This is a genomic window from Streptococcus sp. LYSM12, from assembly GCF_004569635.1.
Taxonomy (GTDB): Bacteria; Bacillota; Bacilli; order Lactobacillales; family Streptococcaceae; genus Streptococcus.
In genome coordinates, this window is sequence record NZ_SPOZ01000019.1 from 18,595 (window position 1) to 36,748 (window position 18,154).

At 42.7% G+C, this 18,154-nt stretch carries 16 protein-coding genes; 12 read left to right on the forward strand and 4 right to left on the reverse strand.

What is annotated here, in order from left to right; translation table 11 throughout:
* Positions 1–17 precede the first annotated feature (17 nt).
* The 6 genes from nusA (at position 18) to E4T79_RS07295 (ending at position 6,170) form a co-directional block, all read left to right on the forward strand.
* Positions 18–1,166 carry a transcription termination factor NusA gene (gene nusA, locus E4T79_RS07270; RefSeq protein WP_135029056.1) on the forward strand — a complete coding sequence of 383 codons (1,149 nt, stop codon included), beginning with the start codon at positions 18–20 and terminating at the stop codon, positions 1,164–1,166.
* A gap of 18 nt (positions 1,167–1,184) precedes the next feature.
* A complete protein-coding gene (locus E4T79_RS07275; protein WP_135029059.1) occupies positions 1,185–1,481 on the forward strand; it encodes a YlxR family protein in 297 nt (98 codons plus the stop codon).
* Positions 1,438–1,776 carry a YlxQ-related RNA-binding protein gene (locus E4T79_RS07280; protein WP_135029061.1) on the forward strand — a complete coding sequence of 113 codons (339 nt, stop codon included), beginning with the start codon at positions 1,438–1,440 and terminating at the stop codon, positions 1,774–1,776. The genes E4T79_RS07275 and E4T79_RS07280 overlap by 44 nt, the downstream gene beginning before the upstream one ends.
* Before the next feature lie 17 nt (positions 1,777–1,793).
* Complete coding sequence (infB, locus tag E4T79_RS07285; protein ID WP_135029063.1) at positions 1,794–4,511, forward strand: translation initiation factor IF-2; 2,718 nt, start codon at positions 1,794–1,796, stop codon at positions 4,509–4,511.
* Positions 4,512–4,818: 307 nt separating this feature from the next.
* Positions 4,819–5,172: a 30S ribosome-binding factor RbfA gene (gene rbfA / locus E4T79_RS07290; protein ID WP_135029065.1), complete on the forward strand. Its 354-nt coding sequence runs from the start codon at positions 4,819–4,821 to the stop codon at positions 5,170–5,172.
* Positions 5,173–5,828: 656 nt separating this feature from the next.
* Complete coding sequence (locus E4T79_RS07295; protein WP_135029067.1) at positions 5,829–6,170, forward strand: metal-sulfur cluster assembly factor; 342 nt, start codon at positions 5,829–5,831, stop codon at positions 6,168–6,170.
* Between the two features lie 351 nt (positions 6,171–6,521).
* On the opposite strand, the gene E4T79_RS07300 is transcribed toward E4T79_RS07295, so the two are convergent.
* Both E4T79_RS07300 and ilvD read right to left on the reverse strand, forming a co-directional pair.
* Complete coding sequence (locus tag E4T79_RS07300) at positions 6,522–6,887, reverse strand: DUF6176 family protein (protein WP_135029069.1); 366 nt, start codon at positions 6,885–6,887, stop codon at positions 6,522–6,524.
* 26 nt (positions 6,888–6,913) lie between these two features.
* Complete coding sequence (gene ilvD / locus E4T79_RS07305; RefSeq protein WP_135029071.1) at positions 6,914–8,656, reverse strand: dihydroxy-acid dehydratase; 1,743 nt, start codon at positions 8,654–8,656, stop codon at positions 6,914–6,916.
* Between the two features lie 445 nt (positions 8,657–9,101).
* Here ilvD and E4T79_RS07310 point away from each other — a divergent pair, with 445 nt between their 5' ends.
* From E4T79_RS07310 to E4T79_RS07335, 6 genes are all read left to right on the forward strand, one after another.
* On the forward strand, positions 9,102–10,805 hold the full coding sequence (locus tag E4T79_RS07310) for an acetolactate synthase large subunit (protein ID WP_135029073.1): 1,704 nt from the start codon (positions 9,102–9,104) through the stop codon (positions 10,803–10,805).
* On the forward strand, positions 10,798–11,274 hold the full coding sequence (gene ilvN, locus E4T79_RS07315) for an acetolactate synthase small subunit (RefSeq protein ID WP_135029076.1): 477 nt from the start codon (positions 10,798–10,800) through the stop codon (positions 11,272–11,274). The genes E4T79_RS07310 and ilvN overlap by 8 nt, the downstream gene beginning before the upstream one ends.
* Positions 11,275–11,541: 267 nt before the next feature.
* On the forward strand, positions 11,542–12,564 hold the full coding sequence (gene ilvC / locus E4T79_RS07320; RefSeq protein ID WP_135029077.1) for a ketol-acid reductoisomerase: 1,023 nt from the start codon (positions 11,542–11,544) through the stop codon (positions 12,562–12,564).
* Positions 12,565–12,959: 395 nt separating this feature from the next.
* Positions 12,960–14,210: a threonine ammonia-lyase IlvA gene (ilvA, locus tag E4T79_RS07325; RefSeq protein WP_135029079.1), complete on the forward strand. Its 1,251-nt coding sequence runs from the start codon at positions 12,960–12,962 to the stop codon at positions 14,208–14,210.
* 92 nt (positions 14,211–14,302) lie between these two features.
* Entirely contained in the window at positions 14,303–15,199 is an 897-nt protein-coding gene (locus E4T79_RS07330) for an SPFH domain-containing protein (RefSeq protein WP_135029081.1), read from the forward strand.
* A gap of 82 nt (positions 15,200–15,281) precedes the next feature.
* Complete coding sequence (locus tag E4T79_RS07335; RefSeq protein WP_075098784.1) at positions 15,282–15,491, forward strand: hypothetical protein; 210 nt, start codon at positions 15,282–15,284, stop codon at positions 15,489–15,491.
* 245 nt (positions 15,492–15,736) lie between these two features.
* On the opposite strand, the gene E4T79_RS07340 is transcribed toward E4T79_RS07335, so the two are convergent.
* Together E4T79_RS07340 and E4T79_RS07345 are read right to left on the reverse strand one after the other, a co-directional pair.
* A complete protein-coding gene (locus tag E4T79_RS07340; RefSeq protein WP_135029083.1) occupies positions 15,737–16,486 on the reverse strand; it encodes an amino acid ABC transporter ATP-binding protein in 750 nt (249 codons plus the stop codon).
* The gene (locus E4T79_RS07345; protein WP_135029085.1) at positions 16,479–18,044 is read right to left on the reverse strand and encodes an ABC transporter substrate-binding protein/permease; all 1,566 of its coding nucleotides are present in this window, start codon (positions 18,042–18,044) and stop codon (positions 16,479–16,481) included. Before E4T79_RS07345 ends, E4T79_RS07340 begins: the two co-directional genes overlap by 8 nt.
* Positions 18,045–18,154 lie beyond the last annotated feature (110 nt).

An 18,154-nucleotide genomic window follows, 5' to 3' on the forward strand; every position in this document is an offset into this window, starting at 1 on the left:
AGAAAAAGGAAAATAAGATGAGTAAAGAAATGCAAGAAGCCTTCCGTATTTTGGAGGAAGACAAGGGGATTAAAAAAGAAGACATCATTGAGGCTGTTATGGAGTCCCTCCGTTCGGCCTACAAACGTCGCTACGGTCAATCTGAATCGGCTGCGATTGAGTTTGATGAGAAAAAAGGAGATTTTCGTGTCTATACTGTCCGCGAGGTAGTAGACGAAGTTTTTGATAGTCGTCTTGAAATTAGCTTGAAAGATGCCTTGGCGATTTCCTCAGCTTATGAATTAGGGGATAAGATTAAATTTGAAGAAGCACCTGCAGAATTTGGTCGTGTAGCAGCTCAGTCTGCCAAGCAGACCATTATGGAAAAAATGCGCAAGCAGACCCGCGCTATTACTTACAATACCTATAAGGGACAGGAAAAAGAAATCATGTCTGGAACAGTTGAGCGCTTTGACAATCGCTTCATCTATGTCAATTTGGGGAATATCGAAGCGCAATTATCAAAACAAGACCAGATTCCTGGGGAAGTCTTCCAATCACATGATCGCATTGAAGTTTACGTGTACAAGGTGGAAGACAATGCGCGTGGTGTCAATGTCTTTGTCAGCCGTAGTCATCCAGAAATGATCAAGCGCTTAATGGAGCAAGAAATCCCAGAAGTCTATGATGGAACAGTAGAAATCATGAGTGTTGCCCGTGAAGCAGGTGATCGGACCAAGGTTGCGGTGCGTAGCCACAATCCAAACGTGGATGCTATCGGAACAATTGTTGGTCGTGGCGGCTCAAATATTAAGAAGATTACAGGGAAATTCCACCCAGCCCGCTATGATGCGAAACAAGATCGCATGGTTCCAATGGAAGAAAATATTGATGTAATTGAATGGGTAGCAGATGAAGCAGAATTTATCTACAATGCCCTTGCCCCAGCAGAAGTTGATCAAGTCATCTTTGATACAGAAGATGGAAAGCATGCGACAGTGGTCGTACCAGATGATAAACTCTCTCTTGCCATTGGTCGTCGCGGACAAAATGTGCGTTTAGCAGCTCATTTGACAGGTTTCCGCATCGATATCAAATCGGCATCAGAATACGAAGCAATGGAAGCTGCGCTTTATGGTGAAGCAGAAGATACTGCAGCTGTAGAAACACAAGAAGCAGGTGAATAAACCTGTTTGGAGGTACTTATGGCAAAGGCTAGAAAAATTCCTTTACGCAAATCGGTTGTTTCTGGAGAGATTATTGACAAGCGGGATTTATTGCGCATTGTAAAAAATAAAGAGGGCCAAGTTTTTATTGATCCGACAGGGAAAGCAAATGGCCGCGGAGCTTATATCAAGCTGGATAATGCTGAAGCAGCTCAAGCTAAGAAAAAACGCGTATTTGACCGTGCCTTTAGCATGGAAGTAGTCGCAGAATTTTATGATGAATTGATTGCCTATGTTGATCACAAGGTCAAAAGGAGAGAACTGGGACTTGAATAACCAGCAAAGAATATTAAACTTACTCGGATTGGCGCAGCGAGCTGGTCGCTTGATTTCAGGCGAAGAACTGGTCGTTGAAAGCATTCAAAAGCAAAAGGCAAAGTTGGTCTTTTTAGCCCATGATGCAGGTCCTAATTTAAGTAAGAAAATTACAGATAAAAGTCGTACCTACCAGGTAGAAGTCGTTACCGCGTTTTCAACGCTGGAATTAAGCTCAGCAGTCGGTAAGCAACGCAAGGTGCTGGCTGTGATAGATGCTGGATTTACTAAGAAAATGAGGTCTATTATGGAATAGAACAGGAGGACAAGATATTGTCTAAGAAGAGATTGTACGAGATTGCCAAGGAATTGGGCAAGGAAAGTAAGGAAGTAGTCGCCAAAGCAAAGGAATTAGGCATTGAGGTGAAAAGCCATTCATCAAGTGTCGAAGCAGAAGAGGCATATCGGATTGCTGCTGGGTTTGCGGAAGTGAAAAAAACATTTGAGAAAGTAATGGAAAAGGTGGAGCAAGCTCCGAGCAAGAAAGGAGAGCAGGCACCACAATCTGTAGCTACAGAAATAAAAGCTACCATTCCAACGCCTCAAGTTGCATCAAATCGCCCAAAAAGCCGTAATTTCAAGGCAGAGCGTGAAGCACGTGCCAAAGAGCAAGCGGCAAGACGCAATCAGAGAAAAGATCAAGGACGTCCGCAAGACAACCGTTCAAACGGACACCAAAAGCAACGTCGTGACTCTAAAGAGCAAGAACGTAGAGATAATCGAACTCAAGGATTTGAGAAGCGCTCAGCTCAAGGGACTACTAAGGGGCAAAATCGTGTTGCACAAGGCTCAAGAGTGGAAGAAACACGTGCCAAAATTGATTTCAAGGCTCGAGCAGCTGCTTTAAAAGCAGAGCAACTGCAGGAATATGCACGTACAAGTGAAGAACGTTTCCGCCAAGCACAAGAAGCCAAGAAGCAGCCCAAAAAGCCAAAAGAAATTAAGTTTGAAGAACCTGTAGTAGAAGCAATACCGAAGAAGGTTGTACCAGCAGCGGTTGAAGCTGTACCTGCTACAGATAAACGTCGGAAAAAACAAGCTCGACCAGATAAACGTCGTGATGATTTTGATCACGAAGAAGATGGTCCAAGAAAACAACAGAAGAATCGAAATAGTCAAAATCAAGTGAGAAATCAAAGAAATAGTAACTGGAATCCAAATAAGAAAACTAAAAAAGGCAAACAGCAACAAGTAGCCAAGCCTATCACTGAACGTAAGTTCCATGAATTGCCAACTGAGTTTGAGTATACAGCGGGCATGACGGTTGCTGAAATCGCAAAACGTATTAAGCGAGAACCAGCTGAAATTGTTAAGAAACTCTTTATGATGGGAGTTATGGCAACTCAAAATCAATCCCTAGATGGAGACACGATTGAATTATTGATGGTGGACTATGGAATTGAAGCCAAAGAAAAAGTAGAAGTGGACAACGCGGATATTGAGCGTTTCTTTGTGGAAGAGGGCTACCTCAATCCAGAAGAAATGGTAGAGCGCCCACCAGTTGTAACCATCATGGGACACGTTGACCACGGGAAAACGACCCTTCTTGACACTCTTCGTCATTCGCGTGTTGCAACAGGTGAAGCAGGAGGTATCACGCAGCATATCGGTGCTTACCAAATTGAAGAAAATGGTAAGAAAATCACTTTCCTTGATACGCCAGGACACGCAGCCTTTACGAGTATGCGTGCGCGTGGAGCATCTGTTACCGACTTGACTATCCTGGTCGTTGCGGCAGATGATGGTGTCATGCCACAGACTATTGAAGCAATCAATCACTCAAAAGCTGCTAATGTTCCAATTATTGTAGCAATCAACAAGATTGATAAGCCGGGAGCGAATCCTGAGCGTGTCATCGGTGAATTGGCAGAGCATGGTGTCATCTCAACCGCTTGGGGTGGAGATTGTGAATTTGTTGAAATCTCCGCTAAGTTCAATCAAAATATTGACGAATTGTTGGAAACAGTGCTTCTGGTTGCTGAAATCCAAGAGTTGAAAGCTGACCCAACAGTTCGTGCGATTGGTACGGTCATAGAAGCGCATTTGGATAAAGGAAAAGGTGCGGTTGCGACCCTCCTTGTCCAACAAGGAACCTTGAATGTGCAAGATCCAATCGTTGCAGGAAATACTTTCGGACGTGTTCGTGCCATGACAAATGACCTCGGTCGCCGTGTCAAGGTGGCAGGACCATCTACACCTGTTTCGATTACTGGTTTGAATGAAGCACCGATGGCAGGTGATCATTTTGCAGTCTATGAAGATGAAAAATCAGCTCGAGCAGCAGGTGAAGAACGTGCTAAACGGGCCCTCTTGAAACAACGTCAGGCAACCCAACGTGTCAGTCTTGAAAACCTCTTTGATACCCTTAAAGCTGGCGAAGTTAAGTCTGTTAATGTTATCATCAAGGCCGATGTACAAGGTTCAGTTGAGGCACTTGCTTCATCCCTTCAAAAGATTGAAGTAGAAGGTGTCCGTGTCAATATCGTCCATTCAGCAGTTGGTGCTATCAATGAGTCTGATGTTACCTTGGCAGAAGCTTCTAATGCTTTCATCATCGGATTTAGTGTACGTCCGACACCGCAGGCACGCCAACAGGCAGAAGCTGATGATGTAGAAATCCGTCTCCACAGTATTATCTATAAAGTAATCGAGGAGATGGAAGATGCCATGAAAGGAATGCTTGATCCTGAATATCAAGAAAAAATCATTGGTGAAGCGCTTATTCGTGAAACCTTTAAGGTTTCAAAAGTGGGAACCATCGGTGGATTTATGGTAATCAATGGAAAAGTTACTCGTGACTCAAGTGTACGTGTCATTCGTGAGGGTGTTGTTATCTTTGATGGTAAACTTGCCAGCCTAAAACATTTCAAAGATGACGTCAAAGAAATCACCAATGGCCGTGAGGGTGGACTCATGATTGAAAACTACAACGACCTCAAAGTTGACGACATCATTGAAGCCTATATTATGGAAGAGATTAAAACGAAGTAGTGAGAGCGTAAAGCAACTTCTGGACAAAATAGGCGGCCGAACAGAAGCGGAACGCTTCGTCTTGAGACCCCTGCGAGGCTAGCTAGGCATGTCACTTTTGACATGCAGAGAATAGCCAGCTAGCTACCGCTAAGCGGTCGACTGGTAGTTTCATAAGGTAGCTCAACCAATCATCCCCTATTGATGCTCTCACCATTCTTCAGCTCTCAGTAGTAGTGTAGCTCCGTTAAATGAAGCTATGAGATAAAAATTGTAGCATTTTGCTTTGATTTTCAATTAGAAAATCCTTTAAATAGGAGGAAAGAAGATGGCGAATCATTTTCGTACAGATCGTGTGGGTATGGAAATCAAACGTGAAATCAATGAGATTTTGCAAAAGAAAGTCCGGGACCCACGTGTTCAAGGTGTAACCATAACAGATGTTCAAATGCTAGGCGATTTGTCGGTGGCTAAAGTCTATTACTCTATCATGAGTGACCTGGCTTCTGACAATCAGAAAGTACAGACAGGGCTTGAAAAGGCAAAAGGAACCATGAAACGGGAACTTGGTCGCAAGCTCACCTTGTATAAAATCCCAGATCTAGTCTTTGAAAAAGACCAATCTATTGAATATGGGAATAAGATTGATCAAATGTTACGCGCATTAGAAACGAAAGAGTAAAAAAACAGCCTCAAGGCTGTTTTTTGAAAAGATTTCATTCATTCTTGAAAAACAGTAGAAAATATGAGAAAATAGTAGCCAACTCAATAAACATTATAGTTTAGTACTAGGCAACGAGCTGCAGGCTGTACTAGAGTACGGCAAAGTGAGTGAACGAAGTAATAAAAGATAAACGAAACGACTATAAAAGTATAGCTATATTCATAACTATCATTTTCTTCTGTCGGTAGTTGACCTTGCTGAATGTTGCTGGAGAGGAGATTAGCTTTGCTATCCTTATCTCCAATCTTTCACGGTTCTCAGATTGTGAAAGCCAGTCAGCTGTCGGTGTTGCAGAGGAACAGATTTCCTTGTCAATTTACCTTACTTCTGCTACGTAGGGCAGTGAATTTCTAGTAGTTGCTTTATTGTTGTTTATGAACGGCCTTTCTGAAAACTTAGGATTAAAATTGAGGAAAGTTATATAGTCGTTCAGTTTTCATTTTTCTGTGGTTATCTGGTCTTGCCTCACTCTAGTTATGCCTACGCGACTCGTTGCCTCGGACTAAATCAAAACTGAAAGTCTATAAAAGAGCTTGTTTGTTTCTGCAGACTTAAAAAGGGGAAGTGTTGATACGGGGTAAAGATTAATAAAAAAACCTGTTGTGGAGTAGAATATGAGAGATGATATTAAAATCAATGACCGTGCCTTGGCGCTTGAGGGTCAGTTAGTTGAGACCTTAGAGAGTATCTATGATCCAGAAATAGAACTTGATATTTACAATTTAGGCTTGATATATGAAATCAATTTGGATGAAAGTGGGTTTTGCAAGGTGATTATGACGTTCACTGATGCAGGCTGTACTTGTTCTGAGACCTTACCAGATGAACTCATTGATGCTTTAAAGAAAATTGCCGGTATTAACAATGCAGGTATTGAAGTCGTTTGGTCGCCGGCTTGGAAGATGACCCGTATCAGCCGTATTGGTCGCATTACCTTAGGAATTAGTCCCAAATAAGCAATCATCAGTGAGCTGTTCCAAGATATCCCCTGTCTAGTGGATAGTGAAAAAACACCCCTTTTTACTAGAAATGATGGGGAGTTTTATAGGGGCTTGCGGTTATGTTTGTTGATTTTAATCTATAGTCTTTTCGTTTATCTTTTATTTTTCGTTCACTCGTCTTGCTGTACTCCAGTACTACCTGCGACTCCTTGCCTAGTACTAAAAATAAATGAAACGGCTATATCACTCAACCCGTATCATGTTTTTGACTTCCCAATTTTTGGGAAAATTTGCTAATTGTTTAGTGAATGCAAAAAGAAACTGGGAAAGCATCTATGATGCTTTCCCAGTTTCTTTCATTTCGTTTTATCGAGCGTCCAGCTGTTCCATCGTTTCTATCAGTGGTTTTTGAATCATCACGACCTGTGTATCCAGGTCTTTAAATCCAGCCTCATCATCAATACATTCTGCCCAATACTCAAGATGTTTTTTATCAATTTCAAAATCGGAGTCTTCAACTGCTCTTCCCCCGACACCTTGGACAGAATACCAGTAGAGGTATTCTTGACCGTCCAGGGTTTCTCTGAAAATGGTCTCAACATACATTTTTTCATTCTCAAGGGTCAGGAGGGTTTCTTCCATATGGCTATTTAAGAATTTCATCCATTCGTCAACGACGGCAGATTTTCCTGCCTTGACCTTGAAGCGGGTTAGTTCAACTGTATAGTTCATTTTTCCCTTTCTAAGCTCCTAGTCGCTTACAAACTGGAGTTTGATTGTTCGGATTTATTTTTTCCTGTTTCCTCCGTCTTCCAGAAGTCTGTTACAGCTCCTGTCGAGGCAGAGGATACGATATGGGCATATTTTCCAAGCACGCCACGTGAATAAAGTGGTGGCAGTGTAGTTTCAGCCTTGCGGCGCTCCATTTCTTCATCAGTCACCGCCATAGTAATTTCTTTGGTATCTTGGTCAACTGTTACTATATCACCTGTGCGGAGATAGGCGATTGGGCCACCCACCTGTGCTTCAGGTGCAACGTGTCCAACTACGAGACCATAAGTGCCACCCGAGAAACGACCGTCTGTGATGAGAGCGACCTTATCTCCTTGCCCTTTACCGACAATCATAGAAGAGAGGGAGAGCATTTCTGGCATACCAGGACCACCTTTTGGCCCGACGAAGCGGACAACAACTACATCGCCATCTACGATTTCGTCAGATAAGACTGCTTCAATCGCTTCTTCCTCAGAGTCAAAGACTTTAGCAGGACCGACATGGCGACGCACTTTTACTCCCGAAACTTTGGCAACGGCTCCGTCAGGTGCTAAGTTTCCTTTCAAGATGATGAGTGGTCCATCTGCACGTTTTGGATGATCAAGGGGCATAATGACTTCTTGACCCGGTGTCAACTCGTCAAAGGCTTCTAAGTTTTCAGCCACGGTCTTGCCAGTACAGGTAATGCGATCTCCATGCAAGAAGCCGTGTTTGAGTAAGTATTTCATGACAGCAGGGACACCGCCAACTTCATAGAGGTCTTGGAAAACATATTTTCCAGACGGTTTCAAATCAGCCAAGTGAGGAACCCGTTCTTGGAAATCATTGAAATCTTCTAAGGTCAGCTCGACATTGGCAGCGTGAGCAATGGCAAGAAGATGTAGCGTTGCATTGGTAGAACCTCCCAGAGCCATCGTGACAGTAATGGCATCTTCAAAGGCTTCACGGGTCATGATGTCAGACGGTTTTAACCCCATTTTTAGCATGTTGACTACTGCGCGACCTGCTTCTTTGATATCAGCTTGCTTTTCTGGTGATTCAGCAGGATGTGAAGACGAACCTGGTAGGCTCATGCCCATGACTTCAATAGCTGTTGCCATGGTATTGGCCGTATACATGCCACCACATCCACCAGGACCAGGGCAGGCATTGCATTCTAAGGCTTTGACTTCTTCAGCAGTCATATCACCATGGTTCCATTTTCCAATTCCCTCAAAGACGGAGACGAGGTCGATGTCTTTTCCGTCTAGGTTTCCAGGAGCGATAGTTCCGCCATAGGCAAAAATTGCCGGAATATCCATGTTGGCAATGGCAATCATAGATCCAGGCATGTTTTTGTCACAGCCTCCAATCGCTACAAAGGCATCTACATTGTGACCGCCCATGGCTGCTTCGATTGAGTCTGCAATAATGTCACGTGAGGTTAATGAGAAGCGCATTCCAGGTGTTCCCATGGCAATTCCGTCTGCAACTGTAATGGTTCCATATTGAACAGGCCAAGCGCCAGCGTCTTTGACCCCAGCTTTGGCTAATTTTCCAAAGTCGTGCAAGTGCATGTTACAGGGCGTGTTTTCAGCCCACGTTGAAATAACACCTACAATCGGGCTGTCGAAGCTCTCATCTGTCATTCCCGTAGCGCGTAGCATGGCGCGGTTGGGGGATTTGACCATGGAATCATAGACTGAGCTACGATGTTTCAACTGGTTGCGAGTGTTTTTTTCTGGCATAGGAAGTCCCTCTTTCGTCAAGTCTTCTTTATATTATAGCATAAATTTTTGTGAAAAAAAGGTGTTTGATTAAAAAATAGGAGCTATAGAAGCGCTTCGTTCGTTTTTATATATATTATTCTACCTATAAAATCTAAAAGGGAGCTAAAATACGGATTAGATAGTCAATAAATTTTGAAATTGTAGGAAATTGTTTAAAGTTAGGAATTTTCAGAAAATTATATTGACTTTATTAATCATTGTGATATGATAGTAGGTAATACTCATCAAAAATCAGTTTCTTCCGCTGTTACCTCCCCTTACTGAGCTACAGTTCTAGCTGTCATTTCTCTGCTAGTCAGAGCTTGATTTTTCATAGAGTATATGCAAATTTATCTAGTATTTTGAGCAAGGATATGGTACCATATTAGATAATATCTGACGATAGATGAGAGGAGGAGGAGAGTTGAATCAAATTCAATTAGAGGAAGCACATTCGGGTTCCTACCTAATATTAGACACTTTGAAAAAGTTAGGTGTTGATGTTATTTTTGGTTATCCAGGTGGGGCTGTCTTACCTCTCTACGATGAGATTTACCGTTTTAAAGGAATCCAGCATATACTGGCCCGTCACGAACAAGGGGCGACCCATGAAGCAGAGGGATATGCTAAATCCACTGGAAAAATAGGCGTCGCACTTGTGACAAGTGGTCCTGGTGCAACCAATGCCATTACAGGGATTGCAGATGCTATGAGCGATAGCGTGCCGATGCTAGTTTTTACAGGACAGGTCGCAACGCGTGGAATCGGAAAAGATGCCTTTCAAGAGGCGGATATTATTGGAATTACCATGCCGATTACCAAGTATAACTATCAGATACGGGATGCGGCAGATATTCCTCGCGTGATTACTGAAGCCATTCATATCGCGACAACAGGTCGTCCAGGTCCAGTCGTTATCGATATTCCAAAGGATATTCAGGAAACGGTGGTTGATTTTTACTACGATGATACGGTGTACTTACCAAGTTATCAGCCAACGATTAACCCGAATGGTTTGCAGGTTAAGAAGATTTTACAACAACTCTCGCTGGCTAAAAAGCCCGTTATTCTAGCAGGGGGAGGAGTCAATTATGCAGATGCTAATAAAGAATTGATTGCCTTTGCAGAGCGTTACAGACTTCCAGTTGTCTCTACCCTTTTAGGTTTAGGAACCATGCCAGTTCAGCACGAGTTATCACTCGGCATGGGAGGGATGCACGGTTCATATGCTTCCAATATGGCCTTGACAGATGCGGATTATATCATTAATATCGGTGCGCGGTTCGATGACCGCTTAACAGGAAATCCAAGCACCTTTGCTGTCCATGCGACTGTTGCGCATATCGATATAGATCCAGCTGAGATAGGCAAGGTTGTCAAGACACAAATTCCTGTCGTTGGAGATGCCAAGGCAACGCTTGAAACCTTATTGGTCTTAGAAACCGTTGAGACCAATTATGAAGCATGGACCAGTCACGTTCTTGACAACAAGCGCCGTGCTCCATTTGGCTATGATGAAGATGAGCAATCAATCAAGCCTCAGAAAGTGATTGAATTGATTGGTGAGATGACAAATGGAGATGCTATTGTGGTGACGGATGTGGGGCAACACCAAATGTGGGCAGCCCAGTTCTACCCCTACAAACACGCTCGTCAGCTCATCACTTCTGGTGGCATGGGAACGATGGGCTTTGGGATTCCGGCCGCTATCGGTGCTAAATTAGCCAATCCAAATCGTGAAGTAGTCCTCTTTGTAGGTGATGGTGGTTTTCAAATGACCAATCAGGAACTTGCAATTCTAAACGGCTACGGTGTGCCAATTAAGGTGATCTTGCTAAACAATCACTCGCTCGGTATGGTGCGCCAATGGCAGGAGTCTTTCTATGACGAACGCCGGAGCCAGTCTGTCTTTGATGCAGAGCCGAATTTCAGACTTCTAGCAGAAGCCTATGGGATTAGTTATGCAAGCTGCACCAGTCCAGCTACATTAGCTGAGGATTTAGGGGTTGTGAAAGAAAATAGACCGATGTTGATTGAAATTCATATTTCCAATAAAGAGCATGTGCAGCCGATGGTTCCAGCAGGTAAGAGTAATGCAGAAATGTTGGGGGTGAAGTTCAATGCGTAGAATGTTGACAGCCAAATTGAGAAATTCATCTGGGGTCCTGAATCGTTTTACGGGCATCTTATCTCGTAGGCAGATTAACATTGAATCAATCTCGGTAGGACCGACTGAAATTGCTGAGATTTCAAGAGTTACGGTCATCATTGATGTCAAAAGCATGGATGAGGTAGAGCAAATTATCAAACAGCTCAATCGCTTGATTGATGTCGTTCGCGTGAGAGATATTACAGATATTCCGCATATGGAGCGTGAGGTGCTCTTGGTCAAAATTGTGGCTCCACCAGCTAAGCGAGCTGAGATTTTGGCTATTATCCAACCGTTTCGGGCGAGTGTTGTTGATGTGGCCCCACATTCGATTACCATTCAAATGACGGGCGACGGTGATAAGATTGAAGCGCTTTTGCGCGTCATCCAACCCTATGGTATCAAAAATATTGCTCGTACAGGAGCAACAGGATTTAGCAGAGATTAAGCACCTGTATTCATCAGTGAGGTGCTTTGATTCAGGAGGGACTGTCATTTCCATTTATCGTTTCATCTAGCATTAAAAGCGAATAAAAGGGAAAGTAAAAGACAATCTCTACAGCTGTGTCTTGTTTTCAATTAGAGCGGATTTTCTTGAACGAATACGAGCGATATGTTGAAAAAGAAGCAATGAATCATAGGAACAGTAGCCTTGTCATGAAAGGCGGAACTGTGAATAGAGATTCTAAGATAAAATAGAAAAGAGAGAAAAACGATGACAGTAAAAATGCAGTACGAAAAAGATGTAACAGTAGCAGCACTTGACGGTAAAAAAATTGCTGTGATTGGATATGGTTCACAAGGACATGCTCATGCGCAAAACTTACGTGACACAGGTCACGATGTCATCATTGGTGTGCGTGCTGGTAAGTCATTTGATAAAGCAAAAGAAGATGGATTTGATACATTTGAAGTAGCGGAAGCTACCAAGCAAGCAGATGTCATCATGATTCTTGCACCAGATGAAATCCAAGCAGACCTCTACACAGAAGAGATTGCTCCAAATTTGGAAGCGGGCAATGCACTCGGCTTTGCTCATGGTTTTAACATTCATTTTGGATTTATTAAGGTTCCTGCAGATGTGGATGTTTTCATGTGTGCACCAAAAGGTCCGGGACACTTGGTTCGTCGTACTTTTGAAGATGGATTTGGTGTGCCAGCTCTTTATGCAGTTTACCAAGATGCGACTGGCAATGCTAAACACATTGCCATGGACTGGGCAAAAGGTGTTGGTTCAGCCCGTGTTGGTCTTCTTGAGACAAGCTTTAAAGAAGAAACTGAAGAAGACTTGTTCGGTGAACAAGCAGTTCTTTGCGGTGGATTGACAGCCCTAATGGAAGCAGGATTTGAAGTGTTGACAGAGGCAGGCTATGCACCAGAACTCGCTTATTTTGAAGTGCTTCATGAAATGAAATTGATTGTGGATTTGATGTATGAGGGTGGTTTTAAGAAAATGCGCCAATCCATCTCAAATACTGCGGAATTTGGAGATTATGTATCAGGACCTCGTGTCATTACCGACCAAGTGAAAGAAAACATGAGAGCAGTTCTTGCAGATATTCAATCTGGTAAATTTGCCAATGATTTTGTCGAAGACTACAAAGCAGGTCGTCCTCGCATGGAAGAATATCGCAAAGCAGCTGCTAATCTTGAAATTGAAAAAGTGGGAGCAGAGCTTCGTAAAGCCATGCCATTTGTCGGTAAAAATGACGATGATGCCTTTAAAATCTACAATTAAGATTAAGGCAAGATAGTTGGATAGTGAAGTAGTTAGCAAATTTGACAAGTATATAGAGGAAGTGAGGGAAATTAGTGCTACAAACGCGATTTTTCTCACTTTATTTTCATGTTAGAATCTGTAGTTATACTCTACACATCTCAACAGCTGACGAGAGGGTAGGGATAGAAAAGCCAGCCTCCTCTAAACGGAGGGGAGAATTGGCATTCAGCAAGGTGAGCCAAGGACGGAAAAAGGTGATGTTTGATGAGAAACACAAGTGAGAGGCTTTTCAATCCCCGAGAGAGTTCTTGAAAGAATATTGGCTGTATGCTGAAAAAGTAGTCTTCATGTAAATAGACAGGATGAGCTATGAATACAGTTTTTAAGACCAGTTTGTGTAAAAAGGAGAAGTTATGTTAACAGCAAAAGACATTGTTCGTGCTCATAAGGTATTGAAAGATGTCGTGGTTTACACACCACTAGATTATGATCGTTATCTATCAGAAAAGTATGGGGCAAAGATTTATCTCAAACGTGAAAATGCTCAACGCGTGCGCTCATTTAAGATTCGTGGGGCCTATTACGCGATTTCGCAGTTGAATGAAGAAGAACGGAAACGAGGTGTTGTTTGTGCGAGTGCGGGTAATCATGCTCAGGGGGTAGCCTTTACCTGTAATGAATTAAAGATTCCTGCGACGATTTTCATGCCGATTACCACACCGCAGCAAAAAATTGGGCAAGTCCGTTTCTTTGGCGGTGATATGGTGGACATCAAGCTGGTCGGAGATACTTTTGATGCATCTGCCAAAGCAGCTCAAGACTTTACCGAGCGTGAAATGCGTACCTTTATTGCGCCTTTTGATGATCGAAATGTGCAAGCAGGTCAAGGAACGGTCGCCTATGAAATCATGGAAGAAGCAGAGCGTGAATCCATCGCCTTTGATACGATGTTGGTACCAGTTGGTGGAGGTGGTCTGATTGCAGGTGTGGCAACCTATGTTAAGGAAAAAAATCCTGACATTGAAGTGATTGGTGTGGAAGCTGAGGGGGCACGCAGTATGAAAGCGGCTTTCGAAGCAGGTGGTCCTGTTCGGCTGAAAGAGATTGATAAGTTTGCTGACGGAATTGCGGTCCAAAAGGTAGGGCAGTTGACCTATGAAGTCACTCGTCAGCATGTGGAAAATCTCATTGGTGTCAATGAGGGCTTGATTTCTGAAACCTTGATTGATCTGTATTCTAAGCAAGGTATAGTAGCAGAGCCGGCAGGTGCAGCCAGTATTGCAGCTCTTGAAGTTTTGAGTGAATACATCAAAGGTAAGACGGTTTGTTGTATTATTTCAGGAGGCAACAACGATATCAACCGCATGCCAGAAATGGAAGAGCGGGCACTCATTTATGACGGTATCAAGCATTACTTTGTTGTGAATTTTCCACAACGTCCAGGAGCTTTACGAGAATTTGTAACGGACATCTTGGGACCAAATGATGATATCACACGTTTTGAGTACATCAAACGAGCGAGCAAGGGAACAGGTCCAGTTCTCATCGGGGTGGCTCTCGCAGATAAGCACGGCTATGCAGGCTTGATTGAGCGCATGGAAAAATTTGACCCCTCCTTTATCAATCTGAGAGGTAATGAGACACTTTATAGTTTGCTCGTGTAAGCGTTCAACTATTTTGTGAAAACTGCCTATTTTTGCTTGTCAGCTCTTAAATAAAACAGTATAATATTATCCAAAGAAAGGGAGGATACCATATGGTTATCAGTATTCTTAGTATTGTACTGGCTATCATTGTCTTTTTGGCCGTAGTACTTGCCTTGAGTTCGCTCTATGTCGTTCGTCAACAATCGGTTGTCATTATTGAACGATTTGGTAAATACCAGAAGTTAAGCACGAGTGGGATTCACTTACGGCTTCCATTTGGAATTGACAATATTGCAGCGCGCATTCAACTGCGTCTACTCCAAAGTGAGATTGTGGTTGAAACCAAGACTCAGGATAATGTCTTTGTGACCATGAACGTGGCTACTCAGTACCGCGTCAACGAGAACAATGTCACAGATGCCTACTACAAGCTCATGCGTCCAGAGGCGCAGATTAAGTCCTATATAGAAGATGCTCTTCGTTCATCTGTTCCGAAGTTGACCTTGGATGAATTGTTCGAGAAAAAAGACGAAATTGCCCTTGAAGTCCAAAAGCAAGTGGCAGAAGAAATGTCTACGTACGGATATATTATTGTGAAAACATTAATTACCAAGGTAGAGCCTGATGCAGAAGTCAAGCAGTCTATGAATGAAATCAACGCTGCTCAACGTAAACGTGCAGCCGCTCAAGAACTAGCAGAAGCGGATAAAATCAAGATTGTGACAGCTGCTGAAGCAGAGGCTGAAAAAGATCGTTTGCATGGTGTCGGAATCGCACAACAACGCAAGGCTATTGTGGATGGCTTGGCTGATTCCATCAAAGAATTGAAGGAATCAGAAATCGGCTTGACAGAGGAGCAAATTATGTCCATCCTCTTGACGAACCAATATCTTGATACCTTGAATAATTTTTCATATACAGGAAATAGCACCATCTTCCTACCCGCAAGTCCTGAGGGAATGGAAGACATTCGCACACAAATCTTATCTGCTCTAAAAGCAAAATAATACCGATTTTACACATTTTACTTGACAAGTTATCAAGGATATAATAAACTGAATTGAACGAATAAAAAGAAAGGGGTTTCTCATGACTAGTTATGAAAAAGTGGCCGCAGTTGTCGGTTGGGTACGCGATAAGAAAATCACAGGGTATCGTATCAGTAAAGAGACAAATGCACGTGAGATGTCAGTTATTGCTCTTGCACAGGGTCGTGCAAAAATTGACAACATTTCATTTGCTACCGCTTTGGGGCTTATTGATTTTTATGACAAAAATCATAAAAAATTTGAGAACTAATTTTAAGTGTGAGAGGGGAGTGTATGCTCCTCTTTTACTCTTTTTAAAAATACCAGCTAGTTTTTCTAGCTGGTATTTTTAGTCTTGTTCAAGGAAAATCTGCTACCTCATACTCGTCAAAGACCAACTTCTGCCTTGGATTTTCCTGCCTAGTCAAGAGTGTGATAGAGTATGAATAGAACCATTTTAACAATCTCTTATGCTTCAAAGAACATGACCGATAGAGGAAGCTTGGTTTTCATTTTTTAAGGGGTATGACCTAGGAAACGCTGCAAGAATTCTTTCGTTCTTGCTTTTTGCGGATTTTCAAAAATTTGCTGTGGGCTACCTTCTTCAGCAATCAGTCCCTTGTCCATAAAGATAACGCGGTCTGAAACATCACGGGCAAACTCCATTTCATGGGTAACGATAATCATGGTCAAGCCTGATTTGGCAAGGTCTTGCATCGTTTTTAAGACTTCACCCACCATTTCAGGGTCAAGAGCAGAAGTTGGTTCATCAAAGAGGATTACTTCTGGATGGACAGAAAGGGCGCGAGCTATTGCTACTCGCTGTTTTTGTCCACCGGATAGCTGGCTTGGTTTGGCAGTCCAGTATTGTTCAGTCATACCGACCTTGTTGAGATTTTCTTTTGCGATTTGTTCTGCCTCAGTACGGCTGCGTTTTAAGACAGTCGTTTGGGCAACAATAGCATTTTCTAAGACGTTTAGGTTATCAAAAAGATTGAAAGACTGAAAGACCATCCCTAACTTTTCGCGATAAGTTGTCAAATCATAGCCTTTTGTCAATACGTTTTTACCATGGTAGAGAATCTCCCCCTCGCTTGGTATTTCTAAGAGATTGATTGAACGCAAGAAAGTTGATTTTCCAGAACCAGAAGAGCCGATAATGGAGATAACTTCTCCTTTTTTGACAGTCATAGAAATGTCTTTTAGGACTAGATTTTGGCCAAAAGCTTTTTTCAGATGCTTGATTTCTAAAATCGTATTAGTCATGGAGGACCTCCGTTTGCATTTGGTTTGCACCAGTCGTATAGGTATCAGTATCAAAGTGTTTTTCAATCCTACGTAAGATGCGAGTGACCGTAAAGGTCAAGATAAAGTAGATGATAGCGATAAGGGTAAAGGTTTGGAAATATTGGTAGGTTTGAGTTGCTACGGTATTTCCAGAGAAGTAAAGCTCTACTACCGAGATAACATTCAATACAGATGTATCTTTGATATTGATGACAAATTCATTACCTGTCGCAGGTAAGATGTTGCGGACAACTTGTGGTAAGACAATCTTTCGCATGGTTTGGTTATGGGTAAAACCAAGAGCGGTTGCCGCTTCAAATTGACCTTTATCCACGGCGAAAATTCCTCCGCGAACGATTTCGCTCATGTAGGCACCGGTATTGATAGATACGATGAAAATTGCAGCTAAGGTTCGATCCAGATTCAATCCAAAGGCTTGAGCTGTTCCGTAGTAGATAACCATGGATTGGACAATCATCGGTGTGCCACGGAAGATTTCAATATAGACATTGATAAGAACAGCAAGAACCTTTTGGAAGAAAGCAAGAGCTTTACTGTCTGCCTTAGGAGCAGAGCGGAAGACACCGATCAATAAACCGATAGCAGTCCCAATCACCGTTCCAAGAATGGAAATGAGCAAGGTCATACCTGTTCCGCGTAGAAGTTGTTGCCAGTTATTGACGAAGATATGCCATACTTGGACTGGGAAAGACGGCTTTACTTCTTCAGTAGTCGCTTCAACTGGCTGATGCTCAATCATGTTATCCATGAGAGCTAGCTGGTCTTTTTCTGTAAGGATTTCTAAAACTTGATTGACTGTTGCAATGCGCCTATCGTCTTTACGCATACCAACCGCAATAGTCGTATCTTCTACACCGGTTTCAAACCCATTTGTCAACTCCACCATATGAAAGGCAGGATTGGCTTCTTGAGCTGTTCGAGCTTCGGGACGCTCTGAAACATAGGCATCAACGATACCAGCTTCGAGAGCCTGACGAATCTGGGAGAAGTCCCCCATAGCTGTTTGTTTGTCGACGCCAGGGATTTGGTCGATTAGATCATAGAGGTAGACCCCTTGTTGGGCAGTAATCTTTGCTCCTGTGAAGTCTTGAATACTACGCGCGTCTGCCCATTTGCTATCTGAGCGTACGACAAGCGTTGGAATGGACGTGTAATAACTAGAGGAAAAGGCAATTTCTTTCTTCCGTTCTTCTGTTGGGCTCATGCCTGCGATAATCATATCAATTTTGCCAGAGGTGAGAGCCGGGACAAGTCCCTCCCATTTTGTCTTTACAACGAGGACTTTTTTGTCCATTTTTTCTGCAATCTTCTTTGCGATTTGGACATCGTACCCATTAGCGAATTGGTTGGTTCCCTCAATCGGAACAGCCTCATTTTCATCTGTTTCTTGTGTCCAGTTAAAAGGTGCATAAGCAGCTTCCATGCCGACACGTAGGTATTCATCTGCCTGGACTCTTGTACTGATACAAAAAGCAGTCATGAGTGCTACAAGCAGCATCAACAATCGTTTTTTCATAGTCTCTCCTTTTTTAAAAGTAGTTATATTGTATAAAAAATTCTGACAAATTGCAAACTAATCGAAAAAGATACGTTTTCATTCTGGTTTATGATATAATGAGAAAAGAT